We start from the raw sequence: 22,436 nt of genomic DNA, 5'->3' as shown, positions 1-22,436 counted from the left end.
ATATACAAAAACCGCCCCAAACTCTATATAGAATTTAAAACGGTTTTTAATTGATTGATTTTTAAGTAATTACAAAAATATTAAAATTCTATTTTTGTGTTTTTTTTTAGCGTTTAGTTTCCTCGTACACTGCCAGAAGAACTATCGGATTTATCTACTTTTTCTGGGCTGCCAGAATATCTGATATCAGCACCACTTGTTGCTCTTGCCGTTAGCTCTTTTGAAGTATTAACTGAAATATCTGCACCACTGGTGGCTTTTACTTTTGAGGTTTCAGCTTTTAAGCCCGAAGCTTCAATATCGCTACCACTTGTAGCTTCGGCAATTAACATTTTTGTTGTTCCGGTAAGCTTTATGTCACTACCGCTGGTAGAATGGCAATTTAAGGTTGTTGTATTAACATCTAACCTTATGTCCGCACCGCTTGTACAGTTAAGTTCTAACTCATCAACATCTATGGTGTTGGTTGAATAGACGTCACTTCCGCTAGTTGCCTTTATGGCTGAAATGTCAACTATATTAAGATTAATTCTTCTAGAAGCCGCTCTTCTTATGTTTTCTGTAGTGTAGATTCTCAATACACCATTTTCTGTCTCGGTCATAATAAGATCGTGAAGATTTTCATCTGCTTCTACATTTAGTGATACATCATTACTTTGTGTAATGTAAAGATCTAAACCTTGGCTCACTTTTATGGACTCAAAGTCATTTGAAATGGTTCTTTCTTGGGTGATAACATTTCGATTGCCATCTACGCCTTCTCCAAAATTCATGGAAAAGTCACAGGACAGCATCAATATGCTTAAAATACTCGTTACTACTACTCTTACTAATGTACTCATGATTTCTATTTTTTTCTGATTGATAATGATGATTGTTTCACCTAAACTGTTGCAATATCGGAAGCCATTAGGAATCCGATACTGCACAGCAAAAGTGATTTGATTGATTGGTTCATTTTTTGATTGATTGATGATACAAATTTGTATGATTTAATTATGGTTTTCAATTTAAAACTGACGAACTGTTGAATCTTTATCCTCAATTGTCATTAACTATAATATCAACACCATCTTCATTGATTTGAACGTTAACTTCAGACCTTTCTTCGTTGGACGAAGATGGTTCAGGAGTGTTTTCGTAAAATGGTGAATCACCTTTTATTTCTATAACGTCGTCCTCCTCACAATTAAGACACTCTACATCATCCTTTATAACTTTAAAGTATTTGCCACTTTTAGCATCTCTAAGAATATTATTGTTATACCCAATAGAGTAGCGTTGATATCGTCTTACATTTTTATCCGTATAAAGTATGGTTCCCTCTGGTATATAAAGAATTAACCTTACTTCTTGTTCACTGAACTTATTGTTAACATCTGTAGTTAAATAAGCATCAAGTTTCAACGTATTACCAGATAATGCATAATTGTAATTAATATTTTCTGCGCGTTTTTTTGCTGTGTTATAATTGCTTCCAGTGGCTTCTTTTTCTACGATTATTGAGGCTACAGAATCTACTGTTGATCTTACAATAAACCGAACATCGGAAGAGACAAGGTTTCGACCATTATCATCTTCAATAATTTTAAATCCGCTGCTATGGTCATAGTAATAACTGTTGTAATTATCCAAGCCAGTCATACTTAAGTTTATAGTGTCTCCGGCTTTTATGTTCAACTCGGTTTTGGCCGTTACTTTAGCATCAAACGCATGTTCTGAAGCTTGCTTTATTCCAATTATCACGAGACCTATAATGGACATTAACCACAATCCTAATAAAGTGAATTTAGCCACATTACCAATAGATTTTAGGTTATTGACCAATATCTTTAATCCTAAATAGAATATAAAGAAGAATGGTATACCTATAGCAAAGAACAAAAGCATTGAGACTAACCAAATTGGAATATTAGCGGCATTGGCCACATCTATAAAGTCCATTCCTGGAAAGTGAACGGCATCCGTAATTCCGATAGAAAATAGAGCAACAATTAGAGCTATCAAGGTGCTAATACCAACTATAATTAAGATGACACCTATAAACTTTGCAATAACTTTAAGGAAGAACATTAAGATGTTTCCTATAGTGTCAAAAAACGTTTGGGAACTAGACTTTATACGATTACCTTGTTTTTTGTAATCCACATTTTTTACTGTATCCGAAATGCTTTCAGTAACATTGTCGAGTTCTTCTAATATCGTATTCCCTTTCTCTTTTAAATTAGCATTCTTTACAGTTTCTGCAACCGAATCGATGCCGTCCTTAATTTTTTTTTCAATGTTACTGATGTTCACAGGATCACCAGTCATGGTCAGTTTTTCGGCTGTGGTCTTTGCTTCTGGTACTAAAGCCCAGAAGATAAGATAAATAAAGATAAACGTACCACCAGAACCTAAGGCTAACAATAACCAGATCAATCGCATCCACATAGAATCGATTGCAAAATAATGACCTAAACCTGCGGCAACACCACCAATATATGAGTTGTCCGTGTCTCTAAAAAGCTTTTTTGTTGGTCTTCGGTCGTATGATTGTTTTGCGCGCGGTTCGTCTTCAAAGATTTCGTCATCAACCAAATAATCTTCTGGTTGTCCCATAATAGCAATGACTTCATCTACTAATTTAATACCAACAACTTGCTTGTCGTTTTCTATACGCTCCGAGAACAGTTCTGCGATGCGTGCTTCAATGTCCGAAATGATTTCCGAACGTCCTTGAGAGTCTGTAAATGAACGTTTTATAGCCTCAAGATAGCGTTGTAATTTAAGATATGCATCTTCGTCTATATGGAAGAATATACCTGCTAAATTTATATTGACTGTTTTATTCATTTTTTCGTTGTTTTTGTACTGGTTACTAGGTTAACTGCATTTTGTAAATCGCTCCATGTGGAGTTTAATTCGTTTAGAAACAGTTTTCCTGTTTCCGTAAGACCATAATATTTTCTAGGCGGTCCAGATGTGGATTCTTCCCAGCGGTAACTGAGTAGTCCAGCATTCTTTAATCTTGTTAATAGTGGATAAATAGTTCCTTCTACAACAAGCATTTTTGCGTCTTTTAATGTGCCCAGAATCTCTGCAACATAGGCATCTTCATCTTTTAAGATGGATAAGATGCAATACTCCAGAACACCTTTACGCATTTGTGCTTTTGTGTTTTCTATTTTCATGTGTGTTTTCTATTTTTTATTAAAGTCACATGCAGTTCGCGCACGCAGCATATTGTTTCATTTAAAATTATTGATTGCGCTCGTGTCATGTGATATGGTTCTTTAATTCAATTAAACTGTTCATTTTTTGATTGATTATTGATGAAATACTGAAATAACACTTTGATTAATTTTAGCGTGATAAATCAGTTTAAATTATTTTAAAAAATTAATGGTCAGCGGATATTTATAGTTGTTTCCATCCCTTGCTGCTAAGCTTGCTCTTACGATCAGTGCTAATTCTATGATAAATGCTATTATAGCTAAGGCGCCTAATCCACCTCCTATATATAATAGAGGGGAGGGTTCACCTACGTTGATATGAAAATCATGAAATCCATGAAAATCGATAAAATCTAAGCCTCTAAAAAGTTTAAAGATGAAAAACGGAACACTTATGGTACCTATAATAATGGCATACAACAAAACACTAATCTGAAAATTAATGGCCTGCTTACCATGTTGATCTATAAATTCTGACTTTTCCTTATTCGCTGCCCATAACACTATTGGACCTATAAAATTTCCAAACGGAATAATAAACCTCGAAAAGGTGGACAAATGTATGAATGTCGCTAAATTTTTATGGTGGTTGTCTATCATTTTTTAAAAGTATATAATAGTTTCTTATACAAATATATGTCTTTAAAAAGGTATTATGTTACGCATAGTACTAAAAATTAACATTTTTTTAACATTAGTAGTGTTGGGATATTTCAATTATTTTAGTGGAAATTTTAAACCCTCAACATGAATATGTCACCGTCTAAACTCAATAAGTTCCTTTTGTTTAAACTACCTGCAGCCTACTTTACGGGAGTAAGAACTAAGCATATAGATGATACAACCTGCGTGGTCTCTGTAAAACACCGCTGGATTAATCAAAATCCATTCAACTCTATGTTTTGGGCTGTACAAGGTATGGCGGCTGAGTTAACGACTGGTGCTTTGGTGATGAAAAAAATAAGGGAAAGCGGTAAAAAGATTTCTATGTTGGTGGCCAATAATAATACTTCGTTTACTAAAAAAGCAACAGGAAGAATCACCTTTAAATGCAAAGAAGGCTATAAAATAGATGAGGCTATTGCAAAAGCAATTGAAACCGGAGAAGGGCAAACCGTATGGCTAAATTCAAATGGTGTTAATAAAGATGGAGTGGAGGTGTCTTCTTTTAATTTTGAATGGACTTTGAAAGTGAAAAGTTAGAAGTAAAAAGTTAAAAGTTAATGTCATTGCGAGCAAAGCGTGGCAATCTCATTAATTCTAGCAATAATTTTATATGTAACAAAAACCAATTTTCCACAACATATAATTGAATCAACTAAAAACAAAAAATATCATGGAAAAATTACCAGACTTTACAGACAGAAATGCCCACGAAATAGATTACCGAATTTACGGTGAAGAAATGCAATATGTAGAGATAGAACTCGATCCACAAGAAGCAGTCATCGCAGAATCGGGAAGTTTTATGATGATGGACGATGGTATTAAGATGGACACCATCTTTGGCGATGGATCTCAAAATGATAAAGGCTTTTTAGGTAAAATTCTAGGAGCGGGTAAGCGTATCCTTACAGGCGAAAGTTTGTTTATGACAGCATTTTATAATGACCTTACGGGAAAACGCAATGTATCGTTTGCATCTCCATATCCTGGAAAAATTATTCCGATAGACTTAAATGTATTTGGAGGAAAGTTTATCTGCCAAAAAGACGCTTTTCTTTGTGCAGCAAAAGGTGTAAGTGTTGGTATAGAGTTTTCAAAAAAATTAGGAAGAGGTCTTTTCGGCGGTGAAGGTTTTATTATGCAAAAGTTAGAAGGTGATGGTATGGCGTTTGTCCATGCAGGTGGTACGATGGCAGAAAAGACTTTGCAAGCAGGTGAAACCTTACGTGTAGATACTGGTTGTCTTGTTGGTTTCACGCAAGGTGTGGACTACGATGTTGAATTTGTAGGAGGCATTAAAAACTCCATCTTTGGAGGTGAAGGTTTATTTTTTGCTAGACTACGCGGACCAGGAAAAGTATATATACAATCCTTACCATTTAGTAGATTGGCAGGACGTGTTTTAGCGTCTGCAGCAAAAGGCGGAGGAAAGTCTAAAGGTGAAGGTAGTATTCTTGGCGGTTTAGGCGATTTGTTAGATGGTGATAATAGGTTTTAGTATTAAGCTTTTGTAAATCAATGACTTAAAATGTAAGAATTCTCTTTTATAATTATTTGTACTCAACGTAGTAATTATACTTTTAACATAATAAGCTGTTAAACTTATTAGATTCTTTCAAATTTTTTATAACTTGAAGTCGTTAATTGAAACAATAGCCTATAGAGAAAAATTACTTTTGTAGAACCTAAAACTTTAAATTACCTATGGCGAGAGCAATGTACGAGTACACTAAAACCGTACTCAGCAAGGTTAGTTTTGATGTGACATTATTCTGTAAGGAAGTGCAAAAAGCAGTAAAACGTTTACTGCCTCACGAACTCGAGGAATTAAGAATTTTTATTCAGTCCCTAATCAATCAAAACCCAGAATTAAATCAATGTCTAATATATTTAAAAACATAAAAAAGAAGCGACTTACGAGTCGCTTCTTTTTTATTTGATGTTTTGCTAGTTATTTTGCTAGTGGACTAACAATCTCAACATTACTAAAAGCTATAGCTCCACGAATAATACCAGAAATTGAACTGTGTAATGCATCAATAATTTGCATCTTAAGTTCACTTTTATGATATATTAAACTTACTTCTCTTGCTGGAGAAGGCTCGGCAAAGTGCCTTAGGTTAGGATTCAACTTTTCTTTAATATCTAAAGTGTGTAGATAGGGGAGAAGCGTCATGCCCATACCTTCGTTAGACAGTTTTATAAGTGTTTCAATACTGCCGCTTTCTAACTGAAAATGATCATCTATCTGATTTTTAAAGGCTTTACATAAGTTAATGACACCATCTCTAAAACAGTGTCCATCCTCTAATAGCAACATATCGTCAATTTCAAGATCAGAAACTTCGAGGGTTTTCTTGTCACGTAGTCTATGGTTGGTAGGTACATAAGCAACAAAGGGCTCGTAATACAAAGGACGCTCTTTTATATTGTCGCTCTCTAAAGGTGTAGCGGCAATAGCAGCGTCTAAGTGACCATCGCTGATACGGGTTATAATTTCTTCAGTGGTAAGCTCTTCTATTTTTAATTTTACTTTCGGGTATTTTTTAATGAAATTATTTAAGAACATTGGTAAAAGGGTTGGCATTACAGTTGGGATGATACCCAATCTAAACTCACCACCAATAAACCCTTTTTGTTGATCTACAATATCTTGTATACGTTCCGCTTCATTAACAATGTTCCGAGCCTGAAATACAATTTTCCTACCAACATCTGTGAGCTCAATGGGTTTTTTACCTCTGTCAAAAATGGTTACATCTAATTCATCTTCAAGTTTTTGGATTTGAGTACTGAGAGTAGGTTGTGTAACAAAGCATTTCTCTGCAGCCTTTGTAAAGTTCTTGTGCTCCGCTATGGCTAAGGCGTATTTAAGTTGTGTGATTGTCATGAGTATTCATTTAGGCTATAAAAATATAAAAACTATTTATAAAAACTATAGTTTAAAAGCTTTAGTTGTGAACTAAATTTGTTTTACACAAAAAATAGAAAAGATTATGACATTAAATAGTATAGGTTTAGATACCGAAAAAACAAAAGAATTAGCAGATGAGTTAAATCAATTGTTGGCAAATTTTCAGTTGTATTACCAAAACTTAAGAGGCATACATTGGAATATTAAAGGAAGAGCTTTCTTCGATCTTCATGTTAAGTTTGAAGAGCTTTATACAGATGCAAATCTAAAGGTAGATGAAATTGCAGAACGTATTTTAACTTTAGGAGCAACACCGTTGCATACGTTTGATGATTACACCAAAGCAGCAAAAGTACCAGTCGGGAAAAACATTTCTCAAGATAATAAGGCAGTTGAGCTTATTGTGGATTCTCTCACTGAACTACTTAAAATTGAACGCTCTATTTTAGAGTCTTCTGATGAGGCCAATGACGAAGGTACTAACGCCATGATGAGTGATTTTATCACCGAGCAAGAAAAAACAGTATGGATGATGAAGGCTTGGTTGGGTGAAACTGTTTGATTAAAAGAGAAAAACCCTTAGAAATTAATCCAAAGGTTTTTACGATTTTTCCTCAATTTTATTATCTTGTATCCAAGAACTTTTTCTTTAAAAAATTCAGGGCTTATCTCACTAATCCTGACACAAGAATTTTAATTTTAGCGAAAGTTCAAAGGTGCGAAAAATCTCATTTTTCAGATATTAAATATATCATAAAGTACTGTTAAAAATGATTAATCGCAGATCATAAAAAAGGTCGTTAGCAACATTGCTAACGACCTTAATTTTTTACTTGGAATATGTCATATTAAAATCTAATATTTAACTCTAAATCTTTGTCTTCAACTTTAAATTTAGCATCATCATATTGTGGCGGTCCCATTAGCATAACGTTGTTAGACATACCGAAGGATTCTTTTGGCATACCATTGTCTTGAAAATCCATTCTTCCATTGCTATTTTCATCGTGCAAAGCTAAAATGGCATAATCACCTGGTAGAACATTCTCAAATGTAATTGTAATTTTCCCATCCTTAATTGCAGATTCTGCATCTTGGATTCCTTTCCCTTTCATAAAGGTTTCAGATGTGTGTAGAGACATTAATACTTTTCCGTTGTCATTAGTTACATTGTCTATTGTAACTGTGATTGTAATACCATTGTCTTCTTCCTGTGAAAATCCAATAGCTGTGGCTAATACTAGTGCGATTGATAAAATAAAATTTTTCATAATAATTGTGTTTAATGGTTATTTGTTTTTGATTGATGATTCAAATATCCGACAAACATTCTCTTTGCTATAATTGTAATTACTCAATTGTAGTTTTAAGGTGATGAGTTGTTAATTTAGCCATTAGCTATTTCTAAATTAATCCTCTGGCTTTTATTTCTAAATACTTGTTAATCGTGTTAATGGTTAGATGCTCTGGCGCTGTTAAAATAGATTGAATACCATGCTTCTGGAGTTCATTAACAATCAGTTTCTTCTCATACATAAATTTTTCTGCAATGGTCTTTTGAAAAATGTCAAAGGTGTTATGAGCTTCAAGATTTGTGAGTTTATGTAACTCTGTATTTTCAAAAAAGATAACTACCAAAAGATGATTTTTAGCAATGGCTTGCAGATAAGGTAACTGACGATGTAATGCATCTAAAGTTTCAAAATTGGTATAGAGTAGAAGTAGGCCGCGTTGGGTAAGGCTTCGTTTTATGTCTATATATAATCTCGAAAAATCTGATTCCGAAAAATCTGTGTTGACGTTGTATAGGGTTTCCAGAATTTTATTCATCTGAGACGGTCTGCGCTCAGCGACTACCTTGTTTTCAACCTTGCGCGAAAACGTAAACATACCTGCTTTATCTTGCTTTTTTAATGCTACATTGCTAATTACCAAAGTGGCATTTATAGCATAATCCAATAAGCTCAAACCTTCAAAAGGCATTTTCATGGCTCTGCCTTTGTCAATAACGCTATATATAGGTTGCGACCGTTCATCCTGAAACTGATTTACCATTAACTGATTACGCTTGGCTGTCGCTTTCCAGTTAATGTTTCTTATATCATCACCAGTAACATAATCCTTTATCTGCTCAAACTCCATGGTGTGTCCAATACGCCTTATTTTCTTTAGGCCATACTCAAATAACTTATTGGAAAATGCCAAAAGCATGTATTTGCGCAACTGTAAAAAGGATGGGTAGTTTGGTACCATGGCATCTTTGGCGAACTGAAAACGTCTGGTCACTAAACCTATGGGTGAATTTACATACACATTTAGGTTACCAAAGTAATATTCACCGCGTTCTAACGGTCTTAATGTATAGGTGATTTTCTTTTTATCGTGTTTGCTAAGTTGTGTATTAATTTCAAAATCGCGTTTCTGATATTGAAACGGCATTTCGTCGATTAATAACAGATCAGTTTTAAAGTTATAGTTATTCTGAAGTGTTATTTCAATAGGATTATCGTCTCCATTACTCAATTTTTCCGGAAGAATTCTAGAGGCCGAAATGCCTTTTTGTTTGAATAATAAGATAATATCAATAAGAACTAACCCAACAGCCACAAAGAATAAAAGTGATGCAATTTCTAATAATCCTGGATATAGATATGCCAGAATAAAAAGTATCACAAAAGCGATAGCGATTATAAAAAACCGAAAGGTTAAATAGGTATGTTTAAATAAGCGCTTCACTATCTCGGAATCTCAATAGTTTCTAATATTTGATCCACAACTTTATCAACCGTAAAGGCTTCCATTTCGCGCTCTGGTGTTAACACCAATCGATGCTTTAGAACAGCTTTGGTACAACGCTTAATATCATCTGGAGTTACAAAATCCCTACCGTTAATGGCAGCATTAGCCTTAGCAGCATTTAAAATGGCAATGGACGCTCTTGGTGAAGCACCTAAATACAAATTGGCATTATTACGTGTATTGTTTACGATAGAAGCGATGTAGTTAAGAAGGTTGTCTTCTACTACGATATGCTTAATTAAATCTTGATAGTTTTTAATGGAATCAGCAGATAACACAGCAGTTATGGTATTAAAATCCATAGTGTCTTGTCTTTTGTGATTATCTACCAAAATTTGAACTTCGTCCTCAAGCGACGGATAATCTACTTCTATCTTAAACAGAAAACGGTCTAATTGTGCTTCTGGTAAGCGATAGGTACCTTCTTGCTCAATTGGGTTTTGAGTAGCGAATACTAAAAACGGTGGTGCCATATCATAACGAATGCCATCCATAGTGATTTGGCGTTCTGCCATAACCTCAAATAAGGCCGCTTGTGTTTTTGCGGGAGCTCTGTTAATTTCGTCAATTAAAACAATGTTAGAAAAAATAGGGCCTTTTTTATACTCGAACTCACTATTTTTTACATTGAAAATTGAAGTTCCCAGAATATCACTCGGCATTAAATCTGGTGTAAATTGAATTCTACTAAAATCCACATCCATGGTTTTTGCCAATAGTTTTGCCGTTACAGTTTTAGCTACACCAGGAACACCTTCGATTAGCGAATGGCCATTAGTGAGTATAGAAATAATCAACAGTTCAATCATTTCATTTTGCCCAACTATGAATTTTGCAATCTCTTGCTTTATCTGCTCAACACTATCTTGCAGAGGCTTGAGGTCAATTCGACTTTTAAAGTCTTCTGAAGCCTGTTCAACAGGTTCATTACTGGTATTTGCCTCATTGAGGTTGGTATCATCTAAATGTTCTGATGATGGCGTGTTCTGATCTTCCATTATAACTTATGTTTTGTAAAGTGTTCTATTTTTTTATTCAGTTCTATGAGCTCTTGCTCACTGTGATTTTTTTTCGATTTTAAAAAGACTAAGTAATCCACTAAAGCTTTAGCGTCTTCTTTTGTGTTGCTAGATTTAACGGCTAATTTTTCAATAAAATTTTGATTGAGCTGATTGGTGTCCAAATAATAATGCGATCTAACAAACTCTAGAAAATAATTAATCTTCTTTTCAATGATATTGGAAAAATCTCCATGTTGGTAGTATAACTCTCCAATGGTTCTGGTAAAATCCACTGTGGCATTTTCCAGTTTATTGATTACAGGTATAATACGTTGGGTGCGTTTTCCTCTAAAAATCACAAACAATATTAGGCCAAACAAGCTGATATAAAACGCCCATTTTAGAGCTGGGTTGTTCAGTATAAAACGCAGAGGGCTGGTGATTACCTTACGCCCACTTTTGTAATTGTTGTCCCAGATAATTTGCTGTTTTGGTAAATAAGATAAAACGGTTGCAGCATAATCTGCTTTATCTGCCATAAGGTGATAATTGGTAAAAGCAAAAGGGTTGGTGTGCAATATAAACTGCCCACCATTTTCACCAACATTTACTTTAATAAAATTTGGATTGGTTTCATCAAAATCATCCTCGTCTTTAGTGGTTACAGTGCCTAAAATTGTAGTGTTTAATGTATCTATAGAGCTAAAATGACTATTTTCTATAACATCCTTAAACAAGCGATTGTTCTTTTGTAAGCTTGGGCTAGTAAATTTATGGTCAGATTCTTTTTTGTAAAGATTATTGTATTGTCTTACTACAGCTATGTTTAATGAGTCTATGGCATTACCGTAAAAGTAATTTCCACTCATAAAAACCGTGTTGCCTTTCTCTGCAAAATCCATTAATGCCAATGATTCCTCTTTATCAAAACTGAGGTAGTTGTTGATAAACACCAATGATTTTGGAGTTGTAGTGTCAACACGTTTTAGGTATTCATAAATTGTCCGTTCTGAGGTCAATATCTCACCGTCAGAAAATGTTTCCAATTCATTAAAAAGAATGTAACAACCCAACGGAATTTTATCGGAAGCAGAGTAAGAGTCTCTCCAATTAAGAGGTTTGGGTTTGGTGACTTCTGCAATCATCATAAAAACGATGACAGCACCAATAATATAGAGCGCTATTTTAGAACGCTTATCCATGCTTAGTCGTTTTTATAAGTTGATTGAAATCGTCTTTATTTTTATTGAAGCTTACTTCATCTATAGGGAACTCGCCATACCAAACGTAGTCGTATATGTAAGACACACGTTTAAATAAGCTTTTTAATTTAGAATCTTTTATCTCGTTAAGATAATCTGAATTGGTTTTGTCATAGTGCCATTCAATAGTTTGTTTACTAGCCAAAACTTTAAGCGTTTTTAGATACATGTATCGTGTAGCTAATCTAAAGTTGTTTTGCTTTATTGCTTTTTTAATAAGCTTGTCAAAATCAACTTGTTCTATGTTTTCTTCAACATAAGTAAAACCTTCTATAGCCTTGTCTTCATTTTTAAAGACAGAAGCTATTGGACTTTGCAACAGAAATTTAATGAGCAGATAAAGTACTATTACTCCTAATAAACCATACACAATATATTCTAAGGTTTGGTAATCCAACCAATCAATATCAAATCCAAAAGTATCTCCCAGCCAAGTGAAAAAGGACCTGAGGATACGTTGTATTAAATTGATGCCACCAGTATCGTTTATGGAATAATTAAAATCGTTTCCTGAGTAATTATCTTTAAAATTGTCTTTAAAGTACGTCACATCTAGATTTGATGAATCGCGTTTCACCACATTATCTTGAGCCCATAACTTGGAAGCGTAAAATGATGCCACAATAGATGTGCTTATATGTTTGAGCTTTGATTTACTCATTAGCACCTATTTGATCTATTTTCTTTTGAAGAAAGACATTGTGCTTCACTTCGTAGAGGTTGTAGTACAGAATACCATAGGATATTTGCGACAAGGCTTGAGTATAAATAAAAGACAATAAAAATGCAGCGAAACCAAAAGTAAATAATAGGGTTGCAAAAGTACTTGAGGTAATATCAACATTACTATCCACAGAAAAATAGGAATAAATACCAATAATAAAACTAGGTACAGAAATAATTAAAGCTGTAATCATAAGATTTAATATCCCAATAACCAACCCGAACAAAATTACACGCCAAAAATTAGAAAAGGTTAAATCAAAACCTTCTGAAATAGCTTCACCAAACCCTTTTTTTGTTGAAAAGATAGACATAAAGGTTAGCCCAAAAATAGCAGTCATCGTAAAACTTAAACCATACTGAATAATCATTCCCAATAATGGAATAAAAGATACTACCATAGAAATAATTATATATACGATGTACAAAAGTCCTCCAATGAGAATAAAAAGTATGATAGTACCTATATTTCTTAAAATGCTTTTCCAAATATTTTTTGAAACAATCTCACCATCATTTTTTACGTATTCAGCGAGATAAGCACTAGAAAAACTATAGTTGATCAAGGATGTGATAAAGACAACTAAAAAGAGAATGATGGCACCAGCAATAAAATAATTGTCGGTAGCTACATTATTGCCCATTCCGAATCTAAAATCACGACTTACCAGTCCCATAAAGCCAGTCACCAGTAGATAAGAACAAATCAATGTTAGGATAATACTGATAGCGTTATACCTTAAATACAAATTGGTATAGGCTTTAAAATTATGTTTTAGAAATAAAAAGTAAGTATTGATAATATCTCCAAACGTACTTCGGGTTCTTAATTCGATATATTTCTCGTTCACGTTAATTCTGGTTTGGGGATTAAATTAGATTGAGCTTCAGAGCGCCCAATAGTCGAAGCTTTATGTAATAAAATAGGATATATGATGTAATAATATATAATGACAAAAAGCGAAATAAAAATAATTCCATAAGCCAAAAACCAAGGCATCTGTTCACCATAGCGTGTTATAAAGCCTTCAATAAAGCCAGCAATTATAAAAAACGGAATGGTACTTACTACAATTTTAAGTCCATCCTTGGCTCCTTTCATAAATGCAATTCGTCTGGAAAATGTTTTTGGAAATAAAAAACTATTGCCCATTACCAGACCAGCACAACCTGCAATTACAATAACAGAAATCTCAATGGTGCCATGTAGCCAAACTGTGGAGGTTTTTTCGAGAATACCATAGTTGTAGAAGAAAGTGATGAAAGACCCTAACATAATCCCATTACTAAAAAGAACCCAAACCGTTCCAACACTAAAAAATACTCCGAGTGCAAAGGCAAATATGGCTACTCTTATATTGTTAATCGTGATTCCTAAGAACGTTCCAATATTGCTGCCGCTTTTGTAAACTGCCATAGGTTCACCTTTTTCAATATTCTCTAAGGTCATGTTTACGTAAGCATCACCCAAGATAAGTCTAATAAAGGTGTCATCGTTTAATGTTGAAATGACGCCTATTATCACAGCCGACATGAATATTAAAAACGAATACAACAAGGTTTTGTGGTACTGGTAAAAAAACAATGGAAACTCATCGCGCCAAAACGAAATAATCTTGTTTTTTGATTCTTTTTTGGTGATATAAATTTTCTGATGCGCTTGCGAAGCCAACGAATTTAAATACAATAACGTCTTGCTGCCAGGATAGTAGGTTTGGGCATAAGATAAATCGTTTGTAAGTTGAATATAGTATGAAGCTAAGTCGTCTGGATTTATTTTAGCATTATTATCCAATGCGTTTTCAAAACCAATCCATTTTTCCTTATTTTGCTTCACGAAAGACGCCTCGCGCATAAATCATTTCAATTATGAATTCATTTAAACTTTTTGAGTTTAAGCGAAAATTAGAAGTTTTTTAGTTCTATTGAGAGCTTTTTTGAGTTGCATAGCAGAGCTACGGAACGATAAAAAGGTAAAAATAGGGCAAAAACAGCAATTTTTTAGCAAACTAAAAAAGATTAAAAGAGTTCTTTAAAACGAATATACATTTCCATGGGCAAATTAGCAATTAACACCGCACAAAATGTCAACCTAGATTACAAGTTAATTGGTTTGGGTGAGCGCATGGTGGCTTTCTTAATTGATGGTATTATTTTAATCACCTATATCACCATTATGGAGAACTTGGTAAACTTATCTGAAATTTTTGATGCAGACGGTTGGACCAAGCGTGGTTTTTTGGGTCTGTTTACCTTGCCTGCATTTTTTTATTCTGTGTTGTGCCATATCATTTTCGGAGGACAGACAGTCGGGAAAATGATTATGAAAATAAAAGTGGTTCGTTTTGATGGTACACCAACGCAATGGTACAATTTTATGGTACGTTGGATGTTGAGAATCATAGACATTTGGTTGTTCTTTTCATCTATAGGAATTTTAAGTATTCTTCTCTCTGATAAAAAACAACGTGTTGGTGATGCAGCGGCTGGCACTGTTGTAATTAGTGTAAAGAAAAAGCATAGAATAACAAGCACAATTCTTGAAGATATCAATGACGACTACGTACCTGTGTTTAGTAATGTTACACAACTGTCAGATAAGGATGTAAGAATTATAAAAGAAGCCTTTACAATCTCTAAAAAGAACAATGATTTTAAGACTTTGACTTTATTAAAAAATAAAATCTGTGATACGCTTGGTATAGAGACGAAGTTATATGACGTTAAGTTTATTGACACTATTCTTAAAGACTATAACTACTATACTCAAAACATGTAAGCAGGATTCCAATTTTGAAAAGCTTGCGCATTCAAAATTGAGAATATCGCTTATCCCGAACGCAGTTTCGGGATCTTAGCAGAATTAAGAATATCGCTTATCCCAAAATAGCTTTGGGATAAATAAGTATAGTATTTCATTAGCACTTCGACTGCGCTCAGTGTGACAGTTGTAGTTTAAAATAATAATCATGTTTTTCCAAATAATAGACATACTAGGAACCATAGCTTTTGCCATTTCTGGAGCACTTGTAGCCATGAATAAGCGCATGGATGCCTTTGGTGTTCTTATTATTGCATTTGTTACTGCTGTTGGTGGCGGAACCTTACGCGACGTAATGATAGGTCTAGAGCCAGTATCGTGGATGCGGAATATGACCTTTGTCTATGTGATAACAGCTTCGGCAGTATTTGCTGTAATCTTTAGAAAGCGGATTTCATATTTGCGAACCTCTTTATTTTTATTTGATACCATTGGTATTGCACTCTACACTGTAGTGGGTATCGAAACGGGATTGGTCGCAGGTTTACATCCCATTATATGTATTGCTTTAGGAACTATGACGGCTTGCTTTGGTGGAGTCATTCGAGATATGTTGTGCAATGAGATTCCTGTAATATTTAGAAAGGAAATTTATGCAACAGCTTGTATATTGGGTGGATTGACGTATTTTCTACTCTTACAATTTTTAGAAGAAAGAAACTATTTGTTTATTATAGCTGGCTTGGTGGTAATTACTGTTAGGCTTCTTGCGGTTAAATTTAAAATTAGCCTGCCAAGTTTGTATAGAAAGGAAGATTAATTGAGCCATTGTTGTCTTCTTTTCTTATTGAAAAGATAAAAACCAACAACTAAAAATAATAGACTTATCAGTGAGCCTGTAACTCCAAGGTTTTCCTGTAGATGATTCTCCATTAATTCTTTACCAAATTGATCTGCAGTGCCGATTAATAACCTTAATAATGACCAAATAATTATTAGAAGGGCCCAAATCTTAATAAGTATATCCAAAGATTTTTTGTTTTTTCGGTTGAGATAAAAGAGCATACATATTACCAAAGCTAAAACAAGAGGTATATAACTGCCCAATACAGCATATTGAATACCTTTTATCAAAAATAGAAATAGTGACAATACGAGAATTACAGTATAAAGAGTTCTAGGTTTATTAGTCATGTCAATTTTGGGTTATGATGTGGTTTATGACTTCAAAAACCAAATTTGTGGTCGATTCTAAATACTCAAAATCAACAGTATCAAATGTATCTTTTGGAGTGTCCTTAAACGGTGTTGTATCACCATTAGCAAACTCTTCGGTAATTCCCAAAGCGTTAAACCCCAATTCTCTAAATGATTGATGATCTGTGGAGTTCACTTTGGTCGTGTGGATAGGAATTTGAAGCTCTGAGGCTTTCTCTCTATAAATTTCTTCAAGTTTCTTAGTTGCCAATTCAATTTCTACGGCCTTATCTAAATCCTTATCCCATCCAATTTGGTCAAAAGTATGAACAGAGTGAATCTTATAATCTTTCTTCTTAAGGTATTTGGCAAAAGCTCTACTACCAACTAAATCTTCTTCTTCCTGATCAAAAAACACAATCATCACATTTTTTTGCCTTACAGGAACATTTGATAATTTTTTTGCGACTCCATAGAGAAGTGCCATAGCGGTTGCATTATCGTTTGCACCAGGACAATTTCTGGCAGTATCGTAATGTGCTCCTAATAGAACATATTCATCAGATTCTATGGTTGAAGGAATGATTGTATATAAGTTAGTCCCTTTAAACGGATTGACTAATAAGTCAATAAAAACATTTGAGTTTGGTTCTCTATAATCGTGTTCTAATGCTTTTAAATTCAACTGATTTAAAACATCAGATAAATATCGTCTGGTCATTAAGCGCTCCTTTGGAGTTGTTCTGCTGTTTATGGTATAATCTGTACTTAAGCTTTTGTTTCCGGTATGTACAGAAACCAATTGGCGCTGTGCGTCAATGGTTTTTGATGGTAAATTCTCAATACATAAATTGATGTCTTCTTGATTTTTGCAACCAAATAAAAGTAAAAGAAGAATAAACGTGAGATTTAGTTTCATGTATTTAAAAAGTTGCTCTAATTTACTTAGTCATAATCAGGAATATTACGACCTAAAACTAAATCTCGTTTAACGTGCAAAATCCCATTCTCCATTTTTGGAAGTACTACACCAGAACCTGCACGTTGTCCCAAACGCTCCTTAAATTCATTCGTTAGGAATTTATCATCCTCAAACATGATATCATCAACATAATAGGCATTGGTATTCGGTTCTTTTACCGTCATGTGTATATGTTGAGGTGCTGAAGTATTAGGGTAGGAGCTTGGTCTAAAGGTGTAAAACGTGTAACTGCCATCAGAACTGGTTTTTACCCAACCACGAATATAGCCATGGCGCTTTGCCCAACCTTTTTCATCACCTTTGGTTTCATATATCCCATTTTCATTAGTGTGGTATATGTAAAGTATAATATTTGAAGCTGGTGTTTTACCATCTTTTTGATATACTGTTCCCGTAATTTTTAGCTTTGGCTCAGAGACTTCGAATTTTGGTAAGGTATCAATGTTAGACAATTTTTTGTCACCATATTCAAATAGAGCTTCGCAACCTTCGCATCGTCCTCCAACAATTTTAGTGGTTTTGTCTTTGGTTTGGGATTGACACGAATAGATGGTCAATGCTATAATTGCTATGTTAATTAATTTCTTCATTTTCAGTGGTCATTTTATCTTCTTTCATCGTTTGTTCAACAGGGAAATAATCCTTAGTGTTCTGTTCAATCGCTTTTTTAAGATTCTCAAGATTGGTTTCTTCTTGTGCCTTAATGGAACTTCCTGCCAATGCCATCATGGATTTAGCTAATATGCCATTTCCTACAGTGGTGGTTTTGGATGTGATTTTTGTTTTACCATCCATTGGAGCCATACTCAGTTTATAGTCCATATCCATAAAATCTGAGGTGAAGGTCATTTCAATGGTCTCGTTAGGTACAATTTTGGTAATGGTTTCTCTAATCACCATCTCTTCTCCATCGGTAATAAAATAGACATCAGATACCGCTCCTACAGTACCAGGTGTACCACTGACACGTTCAACCTTTTGGAATCCTGGTAACCATTCAGCCATTTTGGCTTCATCTTGAGCGACAGCCCAAGCTTCTGGCAAGGGTTTGTCTGCTACAATTTCACTGTCGTAGGATACTTCTGGTTTTAATAAACCCAACAATAAAAAGCCAATGATTAAAACGGCTATGATAATGGCGATGTACTTTAAAATTTTCATGATTATATTGTTTTGATTAGTTAGTATTCAAATTATTATTACCTCTGCGGAACAGGAAACCCACGATCTCGCATCAAGGCTTCAATCTTAGCATCACGTCCTCTAAATTTCCTATAGGCTTCCGCAGGATCCATAGCATTACGTGGTGCAAATAAATATTTCACCAAACGGTCTGCAACTTCACTATCATAAAAGCCACCTTCAGCTTCTCTAAAAGCTTCCGAAGCATCGCTAGTTAATACATCTGCCCACATATAACCATAATAAGCTGTGGCATAACCTTCACCAGAAAACACATGACCAAAGTGTGGTGTTCTATGACGCATTGGCAATTCCTTTGGCATACCGAGTTCGTCCAAGGTTTCGCGTTCAAACTTATCAATGTCGATGTTAGTTGGGTCTGCTAAATGCAACTTCATGTCTATTAATGCTGAGGCTAAATATTCCGTGGTGCCAAACCCTTGATTAAAAGTTGATGCTTTCTTAATTTTTTCTACCAATTCAGCAGGAATTGACTCACCTGTTTCATGATGCACTAAAAATTGATTGATGACTTTGTCGGTAGACAACCAGCGTTCTAATAATTGCGATTGAAACTCGGTATAATCCCTTACCCCTCCTTGTAAAGTTGGGTATTTTACATCTGCAGCAAAAAAGTGCAGAGCATGTCCAAATTCATGAAAAAATGTCGTGGCATCATCCCAAGACACTAAAACAGCTTCGCCTGGCGCAGGCTTTACAAAATTAGAATTGTTAGAAGCCAATACGTTGGTCTCACCTTCAAAGGTGGTAGAACTTCTGTACGTAGTTGCCCATGCGCCAGAACGTTTTCCTTCGCGAGCATAAGGATCTAAATACCAAAGCCCGATGTGTTTACCAGAATCCTTATCCGTCACTTCCCAAACATTGACATCCTCATGAAATACAGGAACAGAACCTTCTTCAACAGGTGTGAATTTATAATTGAACAATTCTCCTGCTACAAAAAACATAGCATCTGTCAGCTTATCTAATTGTAAATATTGTTTGACTTCGTCACTATCTAAATCGTATTTCTTTTGTCTAACTTTTTCGGCATAATAGCGATAGTCCCATGGCTCTATGGTAATGTTGTCACCAAGTTCATTGGCGACCGCTTGCATGTCGGCAACTTCTTCTTTTACTCGAGCTGTGGCTGCTGGCCAGACCTTTAACATTAAATCCATAGCATTTTCTGGATTTTTTGCCATACGGTCTTGTAAACGCCATTCGGCATAATTATCGTAACCCATTAGTCCAACACGTTCTTTACGTAGTCTTAAAATCTCTGCAATGATTTCATTATTATCATATTCATCTGCATTGTCTCCTCTGGAATAATAATTCTCCCATACCTGCTTACGTAACTCACGTTCTGTAGAGTAGGTGAGAAACGGATCCATGGATGAGCGCGTGTTGGTAATGGCATACATGCCTTCTTTACCCTTATCGGCTGCAATTTTTGCGGCTGATTTTATAAAGCTTTCTGACAAACCACCTAATTGGTCTTTGGTTAGATAGGTGACATAGTTTTCTTCATCGTGCAATACGTTATTTGCAAATTTGGTATAGAGTTTTGACAGCGCCTTGTTAATTTCGGCATAGCGCTTTTTCTTTTCAGCATTGAGATTTGCGCCATTCATTTCAAACCTTTTATAGATTAAATCCACAACACGTTGCTCTTGAGGTTCCAACGGATTTTTTTGAGATGCCTCATAAACCGCTTTAATGCGTTGGAAAAGCTTTTCGTTTTGGGAAATCTTAGATTGAAACTCGGATAATTTTGGTGCCAATTCCGCCTGTACTTCCCTAAACTCAGGAGAAGACATGTTACTGCTCATTATACCGTAATAAGCAAAGACCCTTTGCAATTCCTTGCCAGCACTTTCCATAGCGACGATGGTGTTTTCAAAAGTTGGTTCTTCTTTGTTATTGGCAATGGCCTCAACTTCTTTTAGTTGCATTTCCATACCTTTTTCAACAGCTTCCTTTACATCTGCTACGTTCATTTTATCAAAAGCAGGAACACCTTGGTAAGGGCCTTCCCATTCTTGTAGAAGTATATTGTCAGTCATTAATTTGTCTTCGGTTTTTGGTTCGTCTTTACAGCTTGCAAAGAGAATAATACTGCCTAGTGCGGCAATTTTGATTGATTTAGTGATCATTGTAGTTAGTTTATGGTTGTTATTCAAAAGCTAATATTGTCATTCTAAATTACCCGCCTGTCGGTAGACAGGAATTCAGAGTCTTATTCAGTTCGAAAATTTAGATGCTGAAACGAGTTCAGCATGACAAACAATTAAATTTTGCTGATTCAAACAATTAGGTAAACAAGTTACTAAAATCTAAAAAAAGGGAGTCCTAATTATTTTATAAATTAAGGACTGATGATTTGTAATTTCATGTCCATTGATTTTATGAGTTTATCAATTTTGTTGTAATCTTCTGCTGTAATCAATACAACCTGATAGCTATCACTATTTATGTCAATGTTTCTAAGTTTAATTCCTAACTTATTGAGTGCGTTCTCATATTTTGGAAATGCTTCATGAATAAATTTATGTTCTGATAAGTCAATAGTGTCTTGGAATGACATGTCAAGATCAAAATTTGTCTTTAGATTCTTCCTTATATATAAATCTAATTCTGAGGATTCAGAACTTACATCAAAATAGCCATATAAATAAATATTATTTTTGAATTGATAATTTAAAACTTCTTGACAAACAAGCTCATTAGATATATTCCAGTTGTATTTACTGTCAAACTCGGTACTTCTAGTTTTAATTACATTTAAAAGTTTGTTTGCTTCGTCTTGATCAATCAGTGTGTAAATTAGTTGTTCTAGATATTCAAATTGTTGCAACTTTTCCTCTTCAGTTGGTTGATATAATTTCTGTTGAATACTTTTCTGTTTATATTGATTAATTATTGACCGCGTAACATTTTCCTCTTTAAATTTTTGCTTTCTAAAATAAATATAAACCAAAATCGCAGCTATAATTACTCCCAGTTTTATAAAGTACCTCAAATCCATTATTTTATAATTTCCACTTTCCTTATATATACATTATGCAGTGGCCAATCCCCTACGTCTGTTTCCACGGCATTGATTTCATCAACGACATCCATGCCATCAATCACTTCTCCAAAAACTGTATATTCCTTATCTAAATAAGCTGCTCCCGTAGGGCGCTGAATGATAAAAAACTGAAAAGGCGACGCTAGTTTATATGCGTTTTCCATTTCACTACTTGGCATGGAAACAGCACCGCGCTTATGTGTATAGCCACGTTTGGTATCTGGTGGAAGCAAATAATGTCCAATTTTTCTGCGTCGTTTGGCAATGTTATAATCATCACTACTACCACCTTGTATCACAAAATTTGGTACCACTCTGTAGAATTGCGTACCGTCAAAATAATTACGCTTAGTGAGGTAAATGAAATTTGCTCTGTGGAATTTGGTTTTATCATAGAGTAAAATATCGATATTGCCAAAGTCTGTGTAAATACGCACTTTGTTTTCTTTGTGTTCTTTTTCATATTCTAAAAAGAACTCCATGGCATTGTTGTCTGTAAGTACAGGGAATTCTGGTTTGGTTTTCTTTTTAGGGATTTCTTTGGGTTTTTCGACTATAGTATCTTTTTGTTTAGAGGTGTTTGTTTGTTTTGAAGTTTGTTTATCTTCACAATTCAAAAAAAATAAAGCTATAATTATAACCAATCGAAATCTCA

Annotated in this window: 25 protein-coding genes; 6 read left to right on the top strand and 19 right to left on the bottom strand. The window is 34.5% G+C overall.

Annotation, left to right across the window (positions count from 1 at the left end):
- Window positions 1–113: 113 nt before the first annotated feature.
- From SIB89_RS04065 to SIB89_RS04050, 4 genes are all read right to left on the bottom strand, one after another.
- Window positions 114–842, bottom strand: a complete 729-nt coding sequence (locus SIB89_RS04065) for a head GIN domain-containing protein (protein ID WP_412561261.1) — start codon at window positions 840–842, stop codon at window positions 114–116.
- A 199-nt stretch (window positions 843–1,041) separates the two neighbouring features.
- Window positions 1,042–2,835 carry a PspC domain-containing protein gene (locus tag SIB89_RS04060; RefSeq protein ID WP_412561260.1) on the bottom strand — a complete coding sequence of 598 codons (1,794 nt, stop codon included), beginning with the start codon at window positions 2,833–2,835 and terminating at the stop codon, window positions 1,042–1,044.
- Window positions 2,832–3,173: a PadR family transcriptional regulator gene (locus tag SIB89_RS04055; protein ID WP_155089741.1), complete on the bottom strand. Its 342-nt coding sequence runs from the start codon at window positions 3,171–3,173 to the stop codon at window positions 2,832–2,834. The genes SIB89_RS04060 and SIB89_RS04055 overlap by 4 nt, the downstream gene beginning before the upstream one ends.
- Before the next feature lie 195 nt (window positions 3,174–3,368).
- Window positions 3,369–3,815 (bottom strand): DUF4870 domain-containing protein, encoded by a 447-nt coding sequence (locus SIB89_RS04050; protein WP_155089742.1) that lies wholly within the window; start codon window positions 3,813–3,815, stop codon window positions 3,369–3,371.
- Between the two features lie 147 nt (window positions 3,816–3,962).
- On the opposite strand from SIB89_RS04050, the gene SIB89_RS04045 reads away from it, so the two are divergent.
- The 3 genes from SIB89_RS04045 to SIB89_RS04035 all read left to right on the top strand — a co-directional run bounded on the left by SIB89_RS04045 (window position 3,963) and on the right by SIB89_RS04035 (window position 5,783).
- Window positions 3,963–4,418: a DUF4442 domain-containing protein gene (locus tag SIB89_RS04045; RefSeq protein WP_412561259.1), complete on the top strand. Its 456-nt coding sequence runs from the start codon at window positions 3,963–3,965 to the stop codon at window positions 4,416–4,418.
- A 133-nt stretch (window positions 4,419–4,551) separates the two neighbouring features.
- On the top strand, window positions 4,552–5,379 hold the full coding sequence (locus SIB89_RS04040; RefSeq protein ID WP_412561258.1) for a TIGR00266 family protein: 828 nt from the start codon (window positions 4,552–4,554) through the stop codon (window positions 5,377–5,379).
- 206 nt (window positions 5,380–5,585) lie between these two features.
- Window positions 5,586–5,783: a hypothetical protein gene (locus tag SIB89_RS04035; protein WP_412561257.1), complete on the top strand. Its 198-nt coding sequence runs from the start codon at window positions 5,586–5,588 to the stop codon at window positions 5,781–5,783.
- Window positions 5,784–5,832: 49 nt separating this feature from the next.
- On the opposite strand, the gene SIB89_RS04030 is transcribed toward SIB89_RS04035, so the two are convergent.
- Window positions 5,833–6,771, bottom strand: a complete 939-nt coding sequence (locus SIB89_RS04030) for a LysR substrate-binding domain-containing protein (protein WP_412561256.1) — start codon at window positions 6,769–6,771, stop codon at window positions 5,833–5,835.
- 106 nt (window positions 6,772–6,877) lie between these two features.
- On the opposite strand from SIB89_RS04030, the gene SIB89_RS04025 reads away from it, so the two are divergent.
- Window positions 6,878–7,357 (top strand): Dps family protein, encoded by a 480-nt coding sequence (locus SIB89_RS04025; RefSeq protein WP_155089747.1) that lies wholly within the window; start codon window positions 6,878–6,880, stop codon window positions 7,355–7,357.
- Between the two features lie 286 nt (window positions 7,358–7,643).
- Here SIB89_RS04025 and SIB89_RS04020 read toward each other — a convergent pair whose 3' ends face one another.
- The 7 genes from SIB89_RS04020 to SIB89_RS03990 form a co-directional block, all read right to left on the bottom strand.
- Complete coding sequence (locus SIB89_RS04020) at window positions 7,644–8,066, bottom strand: DUF2141 domain-containing protein (protein WP_412561255.1); 423 nt, start codon at window positions 8,064–8,066, stop codon at window positions 7,644–7,646.
- Window positions 8,067–8,199: 133 nt separating this feature from the next.
- Window positions 8,200–9,477: a DUF58 domain-containing protein gene (locus SIB89_RS04015; RefSeq protein WP_412561881.1), complete on the bottom strand. Its 1,278-nt coding sequence runs from the start codon at window positions 9,475–9,477 to the stop codon at window positions 8,200–8,202.
- 53 nt (window positions 9,478–9,530) lie between these two features.
- Window positions 9,531–10,592 (bottom strand): AAA family ATPase, encoded by a 1,062-nt coding sequence (locus SIB89_RS04010; protein ID WP_155089749.1) that lies wholly within the window; start codon window positions 10,590–10,592, stop codon window positions 9,531–9,533.
- Window positions 10,592–11,797 (bottom strand): DUF4350 domain-containing protein, encoded by a 1,206-nt coding sequence (locus SIB89_RS04005; RefSeq protein WP_412561254.1) that lies wholly within the window; start codon window positions 11,795–11,797, stop codon window positions 10,592–10,594. Before SIB89_RS04005 ends, SIB89_RS04010 begins: the two co-directional genes overlap by 1 nt.
- Entirely contained in the window at window positions 11,790–12,518 is a 729-nt protein-coding gene (locus SIB89_RS04000) for a hypothetical protein (RefSeq protein ID WP_412561253.1), read from the bottom strand. The genes SIB89_RS04005 and SIB89_RS04000 overlap by 8 nt, the downstream gene beginning before the upstream one ends.
- Window positions 12,511–13,431, bottom strand: a complete 921-nt coding sequence (locus SIB89_RS03995; protein ID WP_412561252.1) for a hypothetical protein — start codon at window positions 13,429–13,431, stop codon at window positions 12,511–12,513. The genes SIB89_RS04000 and SIB89_RS03995 overlap by 8 nt, the downstream gene beginning before the upstream one ends.
- A complete protein-coding gene (locus tag SIB89_RS03990) occupies window positions 13,428–14,435 on the bottom strand; it encodes a stage II sporulation protein M (RefSeq protein ID WP_412561251.1) in 1,008 nt (335 codons plus the stop codon). The genes SIB89_RS03995 and SIB89_RS03990 overlap by 4 nt, the downstream gene beginning before the upstream one ends.
- A 198-nt stretch (window positions 14,436–14,633) precedes the next feature.
- Between SIB89_RS03990 and SIB89_RS03985 the strand changes: the two genes are divergently transcribed.
- Both SIB89_RS03985 and SIB89_RS03980 read left to right on the top strand, forming a co-directional pair.
- Window positions 14,634–15,359 (top strand): RDD family protein, encoded by a 726-nt coding sequence (locus tag SIB89_RS03985; RefSeq protein ID WP_412561250.1) that lies wholly within the window; start codon window positions 14,634–14,636, stop codon window positions 15,357–15,359.
- 190 nt (window positions 15,360–15,549) lie between these two features.
- Window positions 15,550–16,161 (top strand): trimeric intracellular cation channel family protein, encoded by a 612-nt coding sequence (locus SIB89_RS03980; RefSeq protein WP_412561249.1) that lies wholly within the window; start codon window positions 15,550–15,552, stop codon window positions 16,159–16,161.
- On the opposite strand, the gene SIB89_RS03975 is transcribed toward SIB89_RS03980, so the two are convergent.
- The 7 genes from SIB89_RS03975 to SIB89_RS03945 form a co-directional block, all read right to left on the bottom strand.
- Window positions 16,158–16,535: a hypothetical protein gene (locus SIB89_RS03975; protein WP_412561248.1), complete on the bottom strand. Its 378-nt coding sequence runs from the start codon at window positions 16,533–16,535 to the stop codon at window positions 16,158–16,160. The two genes, SIB89_RS03980 and SIB89_RS03975, sit on opposite strands and share 4 nt — an antisense overlap.
- Before the next feature lies 1 nt (window position 16,536).
- A complete protein-coding gene (locus SIB89_RS03970; protein WP_412561247.1) occupies window positions 16,537–17,457 on the bottom strand; it encodes a M28 family metallopeptidase in 921 nt (306 codons plus the stop codon).
- Window positions 17,458–17,483: 26 nt separating this feature from the next.
- A complete protein-coding gene (locus SIB89_RS03965; protein ID WP_412561246.1) occupies window positions 17,484–18,110 on the bottom strand; it encodes an intradiol ring-cleavage dioxygenase in 627 nt (208 codons plus the stop codon).
- Window positions 18,094–18,681 carry an SRPBCC family protein gene (locus SIB89_RS03960; protein ID WP_412561245.1) on the bottom strand — a complete coding sequence of 196 codons (588 nt, stop codon included), beginning with the start codon at window positions 18,679–18,681 and terminating at the stop codon, window positions 18,094–18,096. The genes SIB89_RS03965 and SIB89_RS03960 overlap by 17 nt, the downstream gene beginning before the upstream one ends.
- A gap of 38 nt (window positions 18,682–18,719) precedes the next feature.
- A complete protein-coding gene (locus tag SIB89_RS03955) occupies window positions 18,720–20,864 on the bottom strand; it encodes a M3 family metallopeptidase (RefSeq protein ID WP_412561244.1) in 2,145 nt (714 codons plus the stop codon).
- A 212-nt stretch (window positions 20,865–21,076) separates the two neighbouring features.
- Window positions 21,077–21,736: a hypothetical protein gene (locus tag SIB89_RS03950; RefSeq protein ID WP_412561243.1), complete on the bottom strand. Its 660-nt coding sequence runs from the start codon at window positions 21,734–21,736 to the stop codon at window positions 21,077–21,079.
- Window positions 21,736–22,398, bottom strand: a complete 663-nt coding sequence (locus SIB89_RS03945) for a peptidylprolyl isomerase (protein ID WP_412561242.1) — start codon at window positions 22,396–22,398, stop codon at window positions 21,736–21,738. Before SIB89_RS03945 ends, SIB89_RS03950 begins: the two co-directional genes overlap by 1 nt.
- Window positions 22,399–22,436 lie beyond the last annotated feature (38 nt).

It is taken from the genome of Winogradskyella sp. MIT101101 (assembly GCF_047126865.1).
Lineage (GTDB): Bacteria > Bacteroidota > Bacteroidia > Flavobacteriales > Flavobacteriaceae > Winogradskyella > Winogradskyella ouciana.
This window is presented reverse-complemented; position numbering and strand designations above follow the sequence as displayed.